General features: G+C 59.1%; 10 protein-coding genes. 4 read left to right on the top strand and 6 right to left on the bottom strand.

Translation table 11 applies throughout. The features are described 5' to 3' along the window. Positions 1–88: 88 nt before the first annotated feature. Both acrD and narQ read right to left on the bottom strand, forming a co-directional pair. Positions 89–3,202: a multidrug efflux RND transporter permease AcrD gene (gene acrD / locus G7090_RS16930; protein ID WP_166183292.1), complete on the bottom strand. Its 3,114-nt coding sequence runs from the start codon at positions 3,200–3,202 to the stop codon at positions 89–91. A gap of 197 nt (positions 3,203–3,399) precedes the next feature. Then, positions 3,400–5,094, bottom strand: coding sequence for a nitrate/nitrite two-component system sensor histidine kinase NarQ (gene narQ, locus G7090_RS16925; RefSeq protein WP_166183290.1), 1,695 nt, complete (start codon positions 5,092–5,094; stop codon positions 3,400–3,402). A gap of 218 nt (positions 5,095–5,312) precedes the next feature. Here narQ and aegA point away from each other — a divergent pair, with 218 nt between their 5' ends. From aegA to G7090_RS16910, 3 genes are all read left to right on the top strand, one after another. Further along, a complete protein-coding gene (gene aegA / locus G7090_RS16920) occupies positions 5,313–7,262 on the top strand; it encodes a formate-dependent uric acid utilization protein AegA (protein ID WP_166183288.1) in 1,950 nt (649 codons plus the stop codon). Positions 7,263–7,327: 65 nt separating this feature from the next. Beyond that, positions 7,328–7,903, top strand: a complete 576-nt coding sequence (gene nudK, locus G7090_RS16915; RefSeq protein WP_106994734.1) for a GDP-mannose pyrophosphatase NudK — start codon at positions 7,328–7,330, stop codon at positions 7,901–7,903. Between the two features lie 124 nt (positions 7,904–8,027). Further along, on the top strand, positions 8,028–9,071 hold the full coding sequence (locus G7090_RS16910; protein ID WP_166183286.1) for a DUF1176 domain-containing protein: 1,044 nt from the start codon (positions 8,028–8,030) through the stop codon (positions 9,069–9,071). A 103-nt stretch (positions 9,072–9,174) separates the two neighbouring features. On the opposite strand, the gene tkt is transcribed toward G7090_RS16910, so the two are convergent. Together tkt and tal are read right to left on the bottom strand one after the other, a co-directional pair. Next, positions 9,175–11,163, bottom strand: a complete 1,989-nt coding sequence (tkt, locus tag G7090_RS16905; protein ID WP_166183284.1) for a transketolase — start codon at positions 11,161–11,163, stop codon at positions 9,175–9,177. A 19-nt stretch (positions 11,164–11,182) separates the two neighbouring features. Next, complete coding sequence (gene tal / locus G7090_RS16900) at positions 11,183–12,133, bottom strand: transaldolase (protein WP_106994652.1); 951 nt, start codon at positions 12,131–12,133, stop codon at positions 11,183–11,185. Positions 12,134–12,423: 290 nt separating this feature from the next. Between tal and maeB the strand changes: the two genes are divergently transcribed. Then, complete coding sequence (maeB, locus tag G7090_RS16895; RefSeq protein WP_166183282.1) at positions 12,424–14,703, top strand: NADP-dependent oxaloacetate-decarboxylating malate dehydrogenase; 2,280 nt, start codon at positions 12,424–12,426, stop codon at positions 14,701–14,703. Between the two features lie 103 nt (positions 14,704–14,806). Here the strand turns inward: maeB and hemF are convergent, their stop codons facing one another. Further along, on the bottom strand, positions 14,807–15,706 hold the full coding sequence (hemF, locus tag G7090_RS16890) for an oxygen-dependent coproporphyrinogen oxidase (protein WP_166183280.1): 900 nt from the start codon (positions 15,704–15,706) through the stop codon (positions 14,807–14,809). Beyond that, the gene (gene amiA, locus G7090_RS16885) at positions 15,706–16,581 is read right to left on the bottom strand and encodes an N-acetylmuramoyl-L-alanine amidase AmiA (RefSeq protein ID WP_106994656.1); all 876 of its coding nucleotides are present in this window, start codon (positions 16,579–16,581) and stop codon (positions 15,706–15,708) included. Before amiA ends, hemF begins: the two co-directional genes overlap by 1 nt. Positions 16,582–16,779 lie beyond the last annotated feature (198 nt).

The following is a 16,779-nucleotide window of genomic DNA, read 5'->3' as shown; positions in this document are numbered from 1 at the left end:
GAGCACTTAATTAGCTAAATAACTATAGTGTGAAAATAAACACACAAAAAAGGCGGCCGGTAAGGACGCCTTTTTCATTTTCAACATCTTATTTCTGTCGTTCCTTTAACGGGAAACGTCGACGGACCAGCACAAAGAACAGCGGAACAAAGTAAATGGCGAGGATAGTCGCGGAGATCATCCCGCCCATCACCCCGGTTCCCACCGCGTGCTGGCTGCTCGATCCCGCGCCAGAGCTGGTAGCCATCGGCAGCACGCCAAAGATAAACGCCAGCGAGGTCATCAGTATCGGGCGCAGGCGCTGACGACAGGCATCAAGGGTCGCTGCCATCAGCTCCTGACCTTTCTCATTCATCTCGTTAGCAAACTCAACAATCAGAATGGCGTTCTTCGCGGACAGGCCAATAACCGTTAGCAGCCCGACCTGGAAGTAGACGTCATTCTCCAGCCCACGCATCCAGGTGGCGAGCAGGGCGCCAATCACCCCCAGCGGCACCACCAGCATCACCGAGAACGGCACCGACCAGCTCTCGTACAGGGCGGCCAGACAGAGGAACACCACCAGCAGCGACAGAGCATACAGCGCCGGTGCCTGGGCACCGGAGAGGCGCTCCTGATAGGACATCGCAGTCCACTCAAGACCAAAACCGGCAGGCAGCTGCTGGACCAGATTTTCCATCAAATCCATCGCCGTACCGGTACTCACGCCCGGCGCGGCCTCACCGACAATCTCTACCGCCGAATAGCCGTTGTAGCGCTCCATACGTGGGGAGCCAGTCTCCCAGCGCGAGGTGGCAAAGGCCGAAAAGGGCACCATACCGCCATCTTTGTTACGCACATACCACATGTTGATATCGTCCGGCAGCATGCGATATTTGGCCGCCGCCTGCACGTAGACCTTTTTCACGCGGCCCCGATCCATAAAGTCGTTCACATAGCTCGATCCCCACGCGGTTTGCAGGGTGTCATTGATATCGTCAATGTCCACGCCGAGTGCCTGCGCCTTACGCTGGTCGATATCAATCTGCAGCTGCGGGCTGTCATCCAGACCGTTGTGACGCACGCGGGTGAGGGAAGGATCTTCCCCGGCCAGCTCCAGCAGGCGGTCGCGCGCGGCCATCAGCGCCACATGTCCGGCCCCGGCGTGATCCTGCAGCTCCATATCAAAACCTGCCGAACTGCCGAGCCCGCTGATCGCCGGTGGGCTGCTGGCGAAGACCCGCGCCTCTTTAATGTGGCTGAAGGCTTTAGTGGCGCGCTCGATAATGGCGAACGAGCTGCCGGTTTTGGCATCGCGCTCATCCCAGTCTTTCAGGCGCACGAACATACGCGCCACGTTCTGCCCGTTCCCGCCGGGGCCAGAGCCCACGGTGGCAAAGACCGACAGCACGCTATCCTTCTCTTTAGTGAAGAAGTACTGCTCGACCTGCTGGACCACCTTCAGGGTCTGCTGTTGGGTAGAGCCGCTGGGCAACTGCACCGAGGTGATGAACATGCCCCGATCTTCCAGGGGCAGGAACGAGGTGGGCAGACGCAGGAACATGAACACCATGCCGCCCAGTAGCAGGACGTAGATCAGCACCCAGCGCAGGCTGCGATGCAGTATCCGCCCGACGCCCGCCTCATAGCGCGCGGCGTTGCGGTTAAACATACGGTTGAACCAGCCAAAGAACCCTTTCTGGCCGTGCTGCTCACCCTTATGCAGCGGTTTAAGCAGGGTGGCGCACAGCGCCGGGGTGAGGATCATCGCCACCAGCACCGACAGCACCATCGCTGAGACGATGGTGATGGAGAACTGGCGGTAGATCGCGCCGGTGGTGCCGCCAAAGAAGGCCATCGGCACAAACACCGCCGACAGCACCATGGCAATCCCCACCAGCGCCCCCTGGATCTGCTTCATCGATTTTCGCGTCGCCTCGCGCGGGGAGAGCCCCTCTTCGCTCATGATACGTTCGACGTTCTCCACCACCACGATGGCGTCATCCACCAGCAGGCCTATCGCCAGCACCATCGCAAACATGGTGAGGGTGTTGATGCTATAGCCAAAGGCGTACAGCACCGTGAAGGTGCCCATTAGCACCACCGGTACCGCGATGGTCGGGATCAGCGTGGCGCGGAAATTTTGCAGGAACAGGTACATCACCAGGAACACCAGGGCGATGGCTTCCAGCAGGGTTTTCACCACATCCTCAATCGAAGCCTTCACAAAAGAGGTGGTTTCGTAAGCAATTTTGTATTCGAGCCCGTGGGGGAAATAGTGCGACAGCTCATCGAGGCGGCTGATGACCTGTTCAGCCGTGGCCATCTCGTTGGCCCCGGAGGCCAGCTTGACCCCCAGACCGGAGGCCTGCTTGCCGTTGAAGCGGCTCAGGTAATCGTACTTCTCCGCGCCCATCTCCACGGTAGCGACATCACCCAGCCGCACTTCCGAGCCGTCCTGGTTGACGCGCAGGGTGATATCGCGGAACTGCTGGGGGGTCTGCAACAGCGACTGGGAGTTGATGGTGGCGTTCAGCGCCTGCTTATCAATGGACGGCGTACCGCCCAGCTGGCCGACCGCAATCTGCGCGTTTTGCGATTCGATGGCGTCGGTGACGTCTTTTGCCGTCATCTGGAAACTGTTCAGCTTCGCCGGATCGAGCCAGATGCGCATCGAGTATTGCGAGCCGTAGGCGTCGATATCCCCCACGCCGTTGATGCGGCTGAGCGGATCCTGAATATTACTGGCGACATAGTCGGCGATATCCTGCTTATCCATCGACCCGTCGGTGGAGACAAAGGCGATGGTAAGGATGTTGGTATCGCCGGTTTTACGCACCGTCACGCCCTGATTCTGCACCGCCTGCGGCAGCTTACGCAGCGCGGACTGGAGCTGGTTCTGCACCTGCTGCACCGCTTCATCCGGGTCAGCGCCCGCGGTAAAGCTCAGCGTGACCGTCGCCTGCCCGGTAGCGCTACTCTGGGAGGACATGTACATCAGGTTGTCGAGGCCGGTCATGTTCTGCTCGATCACCTGGGTGACGGTATTCTCAAGGGTCTGTGCGGAGGCCCCCGGATAGTTAGCCGTGATCCGCACGTTAGGCGGAGCCAGATCCGGATACTGCTCAACAGGAAGGGAAAAAATGGCCAGCGTGCCGGTCAGGCACAACAGAATTGCCAGCACCCAGGCAAAAATGGGGCGATCGATGAAAAAATTCGCCATTAAAATAAGACCTCGTTTTGCTGCGCGTCGTCATTGTACATTGCCCGCATCACTCTAGCGGCAAGGCGGATGCCAAACGTGGAGAAATAAAGGAGATAATGTAAATTATCATGCGCTTTATCCGCGCGATTATCCTGAAGCGGTGAGTATTGCCCATCCCCATGGTTGAGCGGTGACATTCCCCCCTGATTTTACCGTTATTTACCCTCGGTACCGGCTGACGAGCGGAAACAGACGCTGACCTGCGTCCCTCCGCCGGGTGGCTGGGAGAAGTGCAGGGTGCCTCCGAGCCTGTCGGCGCGCTCGCGCATGATGTTCAGACCGTAGTGACCCGGCGGCTCGCTGGCGTCGCCAATTCCAATCCCGTCGTCGCGAATGCTCACCGTATGGCTGCCGTCCGGGGCGGTAACGCAGCTGACCTGAATATCGCTGGCCTGGGCGTGCTTGATGGCGTTCAGCACTGCCTCGCGCACAATCTGCAGCAGGTGAACCTGCATCTGGGCGTCCAGCGCCAGGGAGGAGAGCCGACAGTCGAGGCGCACTGTTGCGCTGGTCTGCTTCTGCAGATCGTCCAGCGTCTCCTGCAGCGCGGCGGGGAGGTTGGCCTGATTCAGGGTCAGGCGGAAGGTGGTCAGCAGCTCGCGCAGCTGGCGGTAAGCGGCATTCAGCGCCCGGGAGAAATCGGTAATGATCGCCTGCGCCGGCTCGTTCTCCTCCGGCACCGTATGTTTGAGCAGCGTCAGCTGGATACGCAGATACGACAGCACCTGCGCCAGCGAGTCGTGCAGCTCGCGGGCGATAGTGGCGCGCTCCTCCATCAACAGCAGCTGGTGGTAGTGCTTCTGAGCCTGGTTGGAGAAGAGGCCACGCCCGAGCATGGTGGCGACGTTTTTCATCAGTGGGATCGGAACGGCGCGCTGCCCGCTTTGCCAGCGCAGCTCACCGAAGCGGGTCTCCAGCATAATGACCGGCAGCACCTGCGTCTCAAGGTGTTCGGCGGCCTCGCCCTCCTGCATTTTCCAGCCGTCGCTGGTATGCAGCGCCAGCCAGGTAATTCCGGTGTATTCGCGCACGGTTTGCAGGATATGACGGAAACAGTGGCTGTCGATCTTGCTGGTGTTCATCTCCTGCGAACAGGTAAACAACATCTCCAGCTGCTGGTGGGCCTCGTGCAGATGGTGCGTCTTCTCCTCAACCGAGATTTCCAGCGAGCGATACAGGCTGTGCAGCTCGGTGGCCATATGGTTAAAGGTGCGGGAAAGTAGACCAAGCTCGTTCGGCAGATCGGTATCCGGGACCGGGGTATCAAACCGGCCCTGTTCGATGTGCAGGCTGGAGGCGACCAGATGATTGAGCGGGGCGACCACCTGCCGGCGGATCCGCCGCAGCGTGTTGAATGCCAGCAGGATGATGCCGATCCCGCCGGCAAAGGAGATGGCGAACACCAGCTGGATTTTATGTTCGGCGTAATGCTGCAGGGAGAGGACAAAGGCGTCAATACGCGCCACATACTCATCCATATGGTTCTGATACCAGGCGTAATCGCCCTGATCGAGCTTCTCGCTTACCCCGTGCCACGCCAGCTGCAGCTGGTGATAATGCTGTTGAACCTCATCCGGCACGTACCAGCTTTTCAGCGTCAGCAGGGCGGGGGCGTTCAGCGTTTGCTGCCAGGTCTGGCGATGGGGCAGCAGATCGGCGCTGCCCCGCTGCATATCGTAACCCAGGCGATAGCTCTGCATGCGCAATGACCCTGCCAGGTTGATCGCTTCGGCGTCGCGCTGACTGCTGGCGAGAGTAAACAGGGCGATGGCGCTGGTCAGTAGCGACAGCACAATGATGGCGAAAAAGGCCCGGGCAAGGCTGCGTGAAACCGGTTGTTTTACAATCACAAATCGCGTCCTGAGCTAATACGATACAGACCTGATAAGCGTTTCCGCGGAGGGAATGAAACGTAATTTCATCAGGAATGAAATTAATTGATCTGACACAGGTTCAGGCGAAATAGTTCGCGTTCCTGGGCAATTGAACATTGCCTGAATCCGTTGCGGTGGGTAAATACATTATTCATACAAAGAATAAGGTTATTCAGCCCAGCAGGGGAACCGTGATGAATCATTTTATTATGGCCAACAGCCAGCTCTGCATTGGATGTCGTGCCTGCGAAGTGGCGTGCGTCATGGCGCATCATAATGAACAACATGCCCTCAGCGCGCGCCATTTTACCCCTCGTATCACCGTGGTGAAAGAGGGCAACACACACAGCGCCGTCACCTGCCACCACTGTGAAAATGCCCCCTGCATCCAGAGCTGCCCGAACGGGGCCATCAGCCGGATGCGCGACAGCGTGCAGGTTGACGCGAAGCAATGTATCGGCTGCAAAGCCTGTGTGGTGGCCTGCCCGTTTGGCACCATGGAGATCGTCACCACCACCGCGCAGAAATGCGATCTGTGTCTGGATCGCCCCGAGGGCCCGGCCTGCGTGGCGAACTGCCCGGCGGATGCCCTGACGCGCGTTACGCCCGATACTCTGAACCAGCTGGCCCGCACGCGGCAGGTACGCACGGCGCGTCATGAGGCGCAGCCGTGGCAGACCGGGGCGGCGACCACTCCCCGGGAGCTCAGCAAGCGCGAGCGGATGTTTGCCCTGACCGCCCGCGGCGAGCCGGATAAACTGGCGCCCGAAGCACGAGCGGGTAATTTCAACGAAATTTATCTGCCGTTCCGCCCGGCGCAGGCCCAGCGTGAGGCCGACCGCTGCCTGACCTGCGGGGAGCATTCAGTGTGTGAATGGACCTGCCCGCTGCACAACCACATTCCCCAGTGGATTGAGTGCGTCAAGGCTGGGGATATCGACGCCGCGGTAGAGTTATCCCATCAGACCAACTGCCTGCCGGAGGTAACCGGCCGGGTCTGCCCCCAGGATAAACTGTGCGAAGGCGCCTGCACGGTGCGCGACGTTGCCGGGTCGGTGACCATCGGCAATATCGAACGCTATATCTCCGACCAGGCGCTGGCCAAAGGCTGGCGGCCCGATCTGAGCCATGTTACCCCGGTCAATAAGCAGGTCGCCATTATCGGGGCTGGGCCCGCCGGACTGGCATGCGCCGATGCGTTAATCCGTCGCGGGGTCAGCGTCACGGTCTTCGATCGCCACCCGGAAATCGGCGGCCTGCTCACCTTCGGCATTCCGGCCTTTAAGCTGGATAAATCCCTGCTGGCCCGCCGTCGGGAAATCTTCACGGCGATGGGCATCCGCTTCGTGCTCAACTGTGAGGTGGGTAAAGATATCCCGCTGGCGCAGCTGCTCAGCGAATACGATGCCCTGTTTGTCGGGGTGGGCACCTACCGTTCGATGAAAGCGGGCATTCCCCATGAGGATGCACCCGGCGTTTACGATGCCCTGCCGTTCCTGGTGGGCAACACCCGGCAGCTGATGGGGCTGCCGTCGTCGGAGGAAGAGCCCTTTGTCGATACCGCCGGGCTGAACGTGGTGGTGCTCGGCGGGGGCGATACGGCGATGGACTGCGTACGCACCGCGCTGCGCCACGGGGCTGCCAGCGTGACCTGCGCCTACCGCCGGGACGAAGCCAACATGCCGGGCTCGAAAAAAGAGGTCAAAAATGCCCGGGAAGAGGGAGCCGCCTTTGAATTCAACGTTCAACCGGTGGAGCTGACCCTCGACGAGACCGGGCGGGTTAACGGTATTCGCCTGCTGCGCACCCGGCTGGGTGAGCCGGATGCCCAGGGCCGCCGTCGCCCGGAGCCCATCGAGGGCAGCGAGTTTGTGATGCCTGCCGATGCGGTGATCATGGCCTTTGGCTTCAACCCGCATGCCATGCCCTGGCTACAGGCGCAGGGCGTCGAGGTGGATGACTGGGGGCGGATCGCCGCCAGCGTCGAGTCGCGCTACCGCTATCAGACCAGCAACCCGCAGATCTTTGCCGGGGGCGACGCGGTGCGCGGTGCCGATCTGGTGGTCACCGCGATGGCGGAAGGGCGACACGCCGCCCAGGGCATCGTCGACTGGCTCGGGGTTAATGCGCCCGCCGCGCATTAACCCGACGGACGACAACGCAGGCTTCACAGCGTAAAATGACTCCCATGACGCGCAACGGAGCCCGTATAACCTTGAAAATTGAACTGATTAAAGACAAGTGCCTCTCGGATAACTATTTCATTCTGCGCAACCTGACCTACGATTTGACGCGACGTAACGGCGAAGTGGTGCGCCACAAACGTGAAGTGTACGATCGCGGTAACGGTGCCACGGTCCTGCTCTATAACCCTGCGAAGCAGAGCGTGGTGCTGATCCGCCAGTTCCGTATCGCCACCTGGGTGAACGGCAATCCCGACGGACGCTTGATTGAAACCTGCGCCGGGCTGCTGGATAACGATGAGCCGGAAGTCTGCATTCGCAAAGAGGCGATCGAAGAGACCGGGTTTATTGTCGGTGAGGCGCGTAAGGTGTTTGAGCTGTACATGTCTCCCGGTGGGGTGACGGAAATCGTCCATTTCTTCGTAGCGGAATACAGCGATGCCCAACGTGCGGGCAAGGGCGGCGGCATCGAAGACGAAGAGATCGAGGTCCTGGAGCTGCCCTTTAGCGAGGCGCTATTGATGGTACAATCGGGTGAAATACGGGACGGCAAAACGGTGATACTCTTACAGTATTTGCGCAGTTCTGGGTTAATGGATTGATCTTATTATCCTTAATAAGATGTATTTTATATAAATCTATCCGATAAATCCGATTGAGTAAGCCCGGCCTGAGCAGGAAGATACGGTCTGTTTGTCAGTTTTTGCTTCCGGGATCCTGCTATTCATGCGTCACAGGCTTTTTCTTATCTTTATGCTCAGCGTGCTGCCCGCATCTCTGGTTCAGGCGGCACCTGCTCAGCAGTCGTTTACTGACTGGCAGGTGACCTGCAACAACCAGAACTTTTGCATTGCGCGCAATACCGGTGAGCATAACGGGCTGGTGATGACCCTGAGCCGCAGCGCCGGGGCGAAAACCGATGCGGTGCTGCGTATCGATCTCGGTGGGCTGGCGACAATCGATCCCAAAGCGCCCGCCATCGCGCCTCGCTTGCAGCTCGACGGCGAGCCGCTGCAGCTTGCTCCCCCGCACTGGCAGGTTACCTCCTGGCGTCTGACTACCGATCATACCGCCACCATTACCGCCTTGCTGACCACCCTTCAGCAAAAAAAGGCCATCACCCTCGCGGATGGCAAGCAGGTTATCTCCCTTGATGGACTGAAAGAGGCGCTGCAGTTTATTGACGCCCAGCAGAAGCGTGGCGGGAGTGAAACCGCGTGGATCAACAAAGGCGCGCAGCCGCCACTGAGCGTCCCGCCCGCACCAGCCCTGAAAGAGGTGGCGGTGGTCAATCCGACCCCCACACCCTTGACCCGTGAGGAGCGCAGCGATCTTACCGACTATGGCACCTGGCGCATCAACAGCAGCCAGTGTTCTCTCGATCCGACGCGTCGTGAAGTGCGGGTCACCGCCTTAACCGATGACAAAGCGCTGCTGATCGTCAGCTGCGAGGCCGGGGCGTATAACACCGTCGATCTGGCCTGGCTGGTGTCGCGCAAAAAGCCGTTTGCTTCCCATCTGGTGCGCCTGCGCCTGCCGTTTGTGCCGTCGAGCGACAGCAGCGAGATGGAGTTGATGAACGCCAGCTTCGATGAGAAGAGCCGCGAGCTGACCACCCTGGCCCTGGGGCGCGGGATTGCCGACTGCGGGATCCAGACGCGCTGGCGCTTTACCGGCCAGCGTTTCCGTCTGGTGCGTTACGCCGAAGAGCCGAGCTGCGATAACTGGCATGGACCCGACTCCTGGCCGACGTTATGGATCACGAGGTAAAAGCAAAACGGCAACCATTCGGTTGCCGTTTTTAGTCTGTGCACCCTCTCCCACAGGGAGAGGGCGGGGTGGGGGCATCAGGCCGCACAGCCGGGCAAGGCACTTACAGCACGCTCTGCGCCTTCTCCACCACGTTCTCCACGGTGAAGCCGAAGAACGGGAACAGCTTCTCGGCAGGCGCCGATTCACCATACCCGGTCATGCCGACAATCTTCCCTTTCAACCCGACATACTTGTACCAGTAGTCCGCGATACCCGCCTCGACCGCGACACGCGCCGTCACGTCAGAAGGCAGCACCGACTCACGATACGCTTCATCCTGGGCATCAAAGATATCCGTTGAAGGCAGGGACACTACCCGTACCGCATGACCTTCAGCGGTCAGCTTCTCCGCCGCCTTAACGGTGATCTCCATTTCCGACCCGGTAGCAATCAGAATCACATCTGGCTTGCCGCCGCTGTCTTTCAGGATATAGCCCCCGCGGGCGATATTTTTCACCTGCTCCGGCGTGCGCTCAATCTGCGCCAGGTTCTGGCGAGAGAGGATCAGCGCCGTCGGGCCATTATGGCGCTCCACCGCCAGCTTCCAGCCCACCGCAGCCTCAACCTGATCGCACGGCCGCCAGGTACTGAAGTTTGGCGTCAGACGCAGGCTGGCCAACTGCTCTACCGCCTGGTGGGTCGGACCATCTTCTCCCAGCCCGATGGAGTCGTGGGTGTAGACCATGATCTGCCGGGCCTTCATCAACGCCGCCATACGCGCGGCGTTACGCGCATACTCGACGAACATCAGGAAGGTAGCGGTGTAGGGCACAAATCCGCCGTGATGGGCGATACCGTTGGCAATGGCGGTCATACCGAACTCGCGCACCCCGTAGTGGATGTAGTTCCCGGCCAGATCTTCCTTGAGTGAGGTTGAGCCCGACCAGATGGTCAGGTTACTCGGGGCCAGATCCGCTGAGCCGCCCAGCAGTTCCGGCAGGATCGGGCCAATGGCGTTGAGGGTGTTCTGCGAGGCCTTACGGGTGGCGATCTTCGCCGGGTTGGCCTGCAGGTTCTCGATCAGCGCCTGGGTGGTCTCTTCCCAGTTCTCCGGCAGGCCGCCGCTCATGCGACGACTGAACTCGGCCGCCAGCTCCGGATGGGCTTTCTGGTAGGCGGCAAATTTTTCGTTCCAGGCCGCCTGCGCTTTTTCGCCCTCTTCACGGGCATCCCAGGCTTTGTAGATCTCTTTCGGGATCTCAAAGGCCGGGTATTTCCAGCCCAGTTTCTGACGGGTCAGGGCCACTTCTTCTTCCCCCAGCGCCGCGCCGTGGGACTCCTCTTTGCCGGCTTTGTTCGGGGAGCCAAATCCGATGACCGTGCGACAGATAATCAGCGACGGTTTATCGGTCACGCTTTGCGCTTCCTGAATGGCCGCTTTTAGTGCCTCAGGATCGTGGCCGTCAATCTCGTGCACCACGTGCCAGTGATAGGCTTCAAAGCGTTTTGCCGTGTCGTCAGTGAACCAGCCCTCGGTCTCGCCGTCGATGGAGATGCCGTTGTGATCGTAGAAGCCAATCAGCTTGCCCAGCCCCAGGGTGCCTGCCAGGGAGCAGACCTCGTGGGAGATCCCCTCCATCAGACAGCCATCGCCCATAAACACATAAGTGTTGTGGTCGACAATCTCATGTCCCGGCTGGTTAAACTGCGCCGCCAGCGTGCGCTCGGCAATCGCCAGCCCCACCGCATTTGCCAGCCCCTGACCCAGCGGGCCGGTGGTGGTCTCGACTCCTGGGGTGTAACCCAGCTCCGGGTGACCCGGGGTTTTCGAGTGCAGCTGGCGGAAGTTTTTCAACTCCTCCAGCGGCAGGTTATAGCCGGAGAGGTGCAGCAGGCTGTAGAGCAGCATCGAGGCGTGACCGTTAGAGAGAATAAAGCGGTCGCGGTCGTACCACGTTGGATCGTTGGGGTTATGCTTCAGGAAATCATTCCACAATACTTCAGCGATATCGGCCATGCCCATTGGTGCGCCTGGATGACCGGAATTGGCTTTTTGCACGGCATCCATGCTGAGGGCGCGAATGGCATTGGCTAACTCTTTACGGGACATAGTTCACTCCATGGCAAGGTTACAGTTTGGCGGCGAGCAGATCTTCGAGTTTGCGTTGGTCGACCGCGAAAAGACGGATCCCTTCTGACAGCTTATCGACCGCCATGGCGTCCTGATTATGCTCCCAGCGGAATTCGGCTTCAGTCATCGGTTTTGGTTTTGGCAGCACCGTTGAGGACGGCACCAGGCGGCGGATCACCGATTCCTCTTTATCCTGCAATTCCTGCAGCAGGTTAGGGGAGATGGTCAGGCGGTCACAGCCGGTGAGGGCGAGGATCTGCTCGGTGCGGCGGAAGCTGGCGCCCATCACGATGGTTTCGTAGCGGTGTTGCTTATAGTAATCGTAGATATTACGAACGGACTTCACGCCCGGATCTTCTTCCACCACGTAGGGGTCCATTGGCTGGCGGGCCTGATACCAGTCATAAATACGCCCGACGAACGGTGACACCAGGAACACCCCGGCTTCGGCGCAGGCGCGAGCCTGAGCAAAGGAGAAGAGCAGCGTCAGGTTGCAGTTAATCCCCTCTTTCTCCAGCACCTCGGCGGCGCGGATCCCCTCCCAGGTGGAGGCCAGTTTGATCAGAATGCGCGATTTCTCGACGTCCTGCTCCTCGTAAAGCTGCACCAGACGCCGCGCTTTGGCGATGCTTTTCTCCTGGTCAAAGGAGAGGCGTGCGTCCACTTCGGTAGAGACCCGTCCCGGGATGCTTTTCAGAATTTCGCTACCAATATTGACCGCCAGCTTGTCGCTGGCCTCGGCGACCTGTTGCTCTTTGGTTTTTCCGCGTCCTTTACCGTACGCAATCGCATCGTCAATCAGGTGCGAGAAGTGCGACAGCCCGGCGGCTTTCAGCAGCAGCGACGGGTTGGTGGTCGCATCCTGCGGCTGGTAATGGCGGATGGATTCGATATCCCCGCTGTCAGCCACGACCGTGGTGAATTGTTTGATGCCGTCTAGTTGGTTCATAAATAATTACTCCTTGGAAATAAAAGAGTTGGTGGAGTGTGTTAGATCACACTTCTGCGAAATTCGCGATGTACTTAACAAAAAAGCATAGCAGACGGACATGGTCTTGCTTTGATGGGCAGGTAACATGATTGTTATAAATTGATAACAATTTTTGTTTTTTGATGGTGAGAGTTTGGCAGCCTTCAAAGTTTGAACGGCGGGCAGCAGCGATACTATCCGCCACCCAGGGTGAACTCCGACCATAACAACATCACCCATTTTGAACGATACGTGAAAGGAACCTTACAATGGACGAGCAGTTAAGACAGAGTGCCCTCGATTTTCATGAATTCCCCGTTCCCGGTAAAATTCAGGTCTCCCCAACCAAACCCCTCGCGACCCAGCGCGACCTGGCATTAGCCTACTCCCCGGGCGTGGCCGCGCCCTGTCTCGAAATCGAAAAAGATCCGCTGGCAGCCTACAAATACACCGCCCGTGGCAACCTGGTGGCGGTGATCTCCAACGGCACCGCGGTGCTGGGGCTGGGCAATATCGGGGCGCTGGCCGGTAAACCGGTAATGGAAGGCAAGGGCGTGCTGTTCAAGAAATTCGCCGGTATCGACGTGTTTGATATTGAAGTGGATGAACTCGATCCGGACAAATTCATTAACGTGGTGGCAGCGCTGGAGCCGACCTTTGGCGGCATCAACCTCGAAGACATCAAAGCCCCGGAATGTTTCTACATCGAGCAGAAGCTGCGCGAGCGGATGAACATTCCGGTGTTCCACGACGATCAGCACGGGACGGCGATCATCAGCACCGCCGCTATCCTGAACGGCCTGCGAGTGGTGGAGAAGAACCTTTCTGACGTGCGCATGGTGGTCTCCGGCGCGGGCGCGGCAGCCATCGCCTGTATGAACCTGCTGGTGGCGCTGGGGATGCAGAAGCACAACATCGTGGTCTGCGACTCGAAAGGCGTTATTTACAAAGGCCGCGAGGCCAATATGGCCGAAACCAAAGCCGCCTACGCCGTGGACGACGACGGCAAACGCAGCCTGGCGGATGTGATGGACGGGGCGGATATCTTCCTCGGCTGCTCGGGCCCGAAAGTGCTGAACGAAGAGATGGTGATGAAGATGGCGCGCGCGCCGCTGATCCTCGCCCTGGCAAACCCGGAGCCGGAGATCCTGCCGCCGCTGGCGAAAGGGGTCCGCCCGGATGCCATCATCTGTACCGGCCGTTCCGATTACCCGAACCAGGTCAACAACGTCCTCTGCTTCCCGTTCATCTTCCGCGGGGCGCTGGACGTCGGCGCCACTGCCATTAACGAAGAGATGAAGCTGGCGGCGGTTCACGCCATTGCCGAGCTGGCGCACGCCGAGCAGAGCGAAGTGGTGGCCTCGGCCTATGGCGATCAGGATCTGAGCTTTGGCCCGGACTACATCATTCCAAAACCGTTCGATCCGCGTCTGATTGTTAAAATCGCCCCGGCTGTCGCTAAAGCGGCGATGGACTCCGGCGTGGCGACACGCCCGATTCAGGATTTCGATGCCTACGTCGATAAGCTGACCGAGTTCGTCTACAAAACCAACCTGTTTATGAAGCCCATCTTCTCCCAGGCACGCACCGACGCAAAACGCGTGGTGTTGGCGGAAGGGGAAGAGGCTCGCGTCCTGCACGCCACCCAGGAGCTGGTAAGCCTGGGGCTGGCGAAGCCGATCCTGATTGGTCGTCCGAGCGTGATCGAGATGCGTATTCAGAAGCTGGGGCTGCAGATCAAGCCGGGCGTGGACTTTGAGATCGTCAACAACGAATCCGATCCACGCTTCAAGGAGTACTGGAGCGAGTATTACGCCATCATGAAGCGCCGGGGGATCACCCAGGAGCAGGCCCAGCGGGCGGTGATCAGCAACACCACGGTGATCGGGGCGATCATGGTTCATCGCGGCGAAGCCGACGCGCTGATCTGCGGCACCATTGGCGACTATCACGAGCACTTCAGCGTGGTGCAGGAGATCTTCGGCTATCGCGAAGGGGTTCATACTGCCGGGGCGATGAACGCGCTGCTGCTGCCAAGCGGTAACACCTTTATTGCCGATACCTACGTCAACGACGATCCGACCCCGGAGCAGCTGGCGGAGATCACGGTGATGGCGGCGGAAACGGTGCGTCGCTTCGGTATCGAGCCGAAAGTGGCCCTGCTGTCGCACTCCAACTTTGGCTCCTCCAAATCGGCGGCGGCCTGCAAGATGCGTCAGACCCTGGATCTGGTGCGCGAGCGCGCGCCAGAGCTGATGATTGACGGGGAGATGCACGGTGATGCCGCGCTGGTGGAGAGCATCCGAAACGAGCGGATGCCGGACAGCCCGCTGAAAGGCTCAGCCAACGTGCTGATTATGCCGAACGTCGAAGCGGCGCGTATCAGCTATAACCTGCTGCGCGTCTCCAGTTCGGAAGGGGTGACCGTCGGGCCAGTACTGATGGGCGTGGCGAAACCGGTGCATGTGTTAACCCCGATTGCCTCGGTGCGTCGGATTGTGAATATGGTGGCGCTGGCGGTGGTAGAGGCGCAGACCCAGCCGCTGTAAGGGGGCTTCCCCTCACCCCGGCCCTCTCCCCAGAGGGGCGAGGGTGAAAAGACGGCTCCGTGCGGTTCCCTCTCCCCTTTGGGGAGAGGGTTAGGGTGAGGGGTTAAATCCAGTCCCGAACCTGAATAAACTCTTTCAGGGCAGCCTCGCGGCTGCCTTCTTTCGGATCAAAGTTGTATTCCCAGCGCACCAGCGGCGGCATCGACATCAGAATCGACTCCGTGCGTCCGCCGGTCTGCAGGCCGAACAGCGTGCCGCGGTCCCACACCAGATTGAACTCCACGTAACGCCCCCGACGATAGAGCTGGAATTCGCGCTCGCGCACGCCGTAATCGTGGTTTTTCCGCCGCTCGACAATTGGCAGGTAGGCGTCGGTATAGCCGTTGCCCACCGCCTGCATAAAGCTGAAGGCGGTATCAAAATCCGGGGTATTAAGATCGTCAAAGAACAGGCCGCCAATCCCGCGCTGCTCGTCACGGTGCTTCAGGTAAAAATAGTCGTCGCACCACTTTTTGTACTTCGGGTAGATGTCTTCACCAAAGGGCTGGCACAGGTCGTGTGCGGTCTGATGCCAGTGGACAGCGTCTTCTTCAAAGCCGTAGAAGGGGGTTAAGTCGAAGCCGCCGCCAAACCACCACACCGGATCGGCACCCGGTTTTTCGGCGATAAAAAAGCGCACGTTGGCATGGCTGGTGGGCACAAAGGGATTATGCGGATGCACCACCAGTGAGACGCCCATCGCTTCAAAGCTGCGGCCCGCCAGCTCCGGGCGGTGCGCGGTGGCCGAGGCGGGCATGGCATCGCCGTGCACGTGGGAGAAGTTAACCCCGGCCTGCTCGAACACGCCGCCGTTACGCAGCACGCGGCTGCGCCCGCCGCCGCCGGCTTCGCGCTGCCACTCATCCTGCTGAAATTCACCGCCATCGACGGCGCTCAGTTTCTGGCAAATTTCATCCTGCAACTGGAGCAGGAAGGTTTTGACCAGCTGTGCATTGGGTTTCATTAACGTTTCCTGGAGTGCGCTTTCTGGTTATCGAACCAGTTGAAGTAACTGATGATCCCGGAGGCGATGGCGTTGGCGATCTTCTGGCGAAACGCCGTGGTGCCCAGCAGTCGCTCTTCTTCCGGGTTGGTGATGAAGGAGGTCTCCACCAGCACGGAGGGAATCGACGGGGATTTCAGCACCACAAACGCCGCCTGCTCGGTGCCTTTGCTGTGCAGACGGTGCACCGGCTTAATCTTTTTCAAAATATGCGAGCCGAGGGTGAGGCTGTTCTTGATGGTGTCGGTTTGCACCAGGTCAAACAGCACCTGCTGGAGCAGATGATCTTTGTCAGTGGTTTTCTTTCCGGCCACTTCATCCGCACGGTTTTCACGGTCGGAGAGGTATTTTGCCATGGCGCTACTGGCGCCACGATTGGAAAGGGCAAATACCGAAGCACCCGCCGCCGAGGGGTTAGTAAAGCCGTCCGCGTGAATCGACATAAACAGATCCGCGCCATGCTTGTGGGCGATCTCCACGCGGTCGTACAACGGAATAAAGGTGTCGCCGGAGCGGGTCAGACGGGCGTCAATGCCGTTGCTGCGTAAAATTGACCGGACGTTTTTTGCAATCGCCAGTACAACATGTTTTTCTTTAGAGCCGTTACGGCCAATGGCGCCGGTATCGATGCCGCCGTGACCCGGATCCAGTACCACCACGCGTTTTCCGCCGCTTTTTTTGGCTTTGGGTTTACTGTGTCCGTTGCTGGTTTTAAGCGTGCTCTCGTCTTTTGCCTGAGCCTGCCTGGCGATGCCCGTTAACGTCAATGCCGCCAGCCCCGCTTTAAGAACCTGACGACGCGATGTGAGTGTTTTTAAGGGTTTGAATGTGCTCATGCGGCCTGAAGTGTAAAAAATGAGTGTCCTGGTGTTATATCGTATCGTCTTTTCCGTTACGACAGTCCGTGTGGTGAATTGTTTTACTTTTCATTTCAATACGTGACAAAGTGCCATTATGCCAAATTTCCTGACCTTTTTCGCTGGATATTGGCGAAAGAGGGCGTTCGCGTCATAATCACTGTTTTTGAACCCAAA

Origin of the sequence: Leclercia sp. 29361, assembly GCF_011290365.1 — a bacterium.
In the GTDB taxonomy this organism is placed as follows: Bacteria; Pseudomonadota; Gammaproteobacteria; order Enterobacterales; family Enterobacteriaceae; genus Enterobacter; species Enterobacter tamurae.
Note: the sequence above shows the minus strand (reverse complement) of the source record. Positions and strands in the feature narration are given on the sequence as shown.

What these genes read in the sequence shown, in the direction of transcription:
- acrD (WP_166183292.1), bottom strand. Translation starts at nt 3,202, where the DNA reads ATGGCGAATTTTTTCATCGATCGCCCCATTTTTGCCTGGGTGCTGGCA.
- aegA (WP_166183288.1), top strand. Translation starts at nt 5,313, where the DNA reads ATGAATCATTTTATTATGGCCAACAGCCAGCTCTGCATTGGATGTCGT.
- G7090_RS16910 (WP_166183286.1), top strand. Translation starts at nt 8,028, where the DNA reads ATGCGTCACAGGCTTTTTCTTATCTTTATGCTCAGCGTGCTGCCCGCA.
- tkt (WP_166183284.1), bottom strand. Translation starts at nt 11,163, where the DNA reads ATGTCCCGTAAAGAGTTAGCCAATGCCATTCGCGCCCTCAGCATGGAT.
- tal (WP_106994652.1), bottom strand. Translation starts at nt 12,133, where the DNA reads ATGAACCAACTAGACGGCATCAAACAATTCACCACGGTCGTGGCTGAC.
- maeB (WP_166183282.1), top strand. Translation starts at nt 12,424, where the DNA reads ATGGACGAGCAGTTAAGACAGAGTGCCCTCGATTTTCATGAATTCCCC.
- hemF (WP_166183280.1), bottom strand. Translation starts at nt 15,706, where the DNA reads ATGAAACCCAATGCACAGCTGGTCAAAACCTTCCTGCTCCAGTTGCAG.
- amiA (WP_106994656.1), bottom strand. Translation starts at nt 16,581, where the DNA reads ATGAGCACATTCAAACCCTTAAAAACACTCACATCGCGTCGTCAGGTT.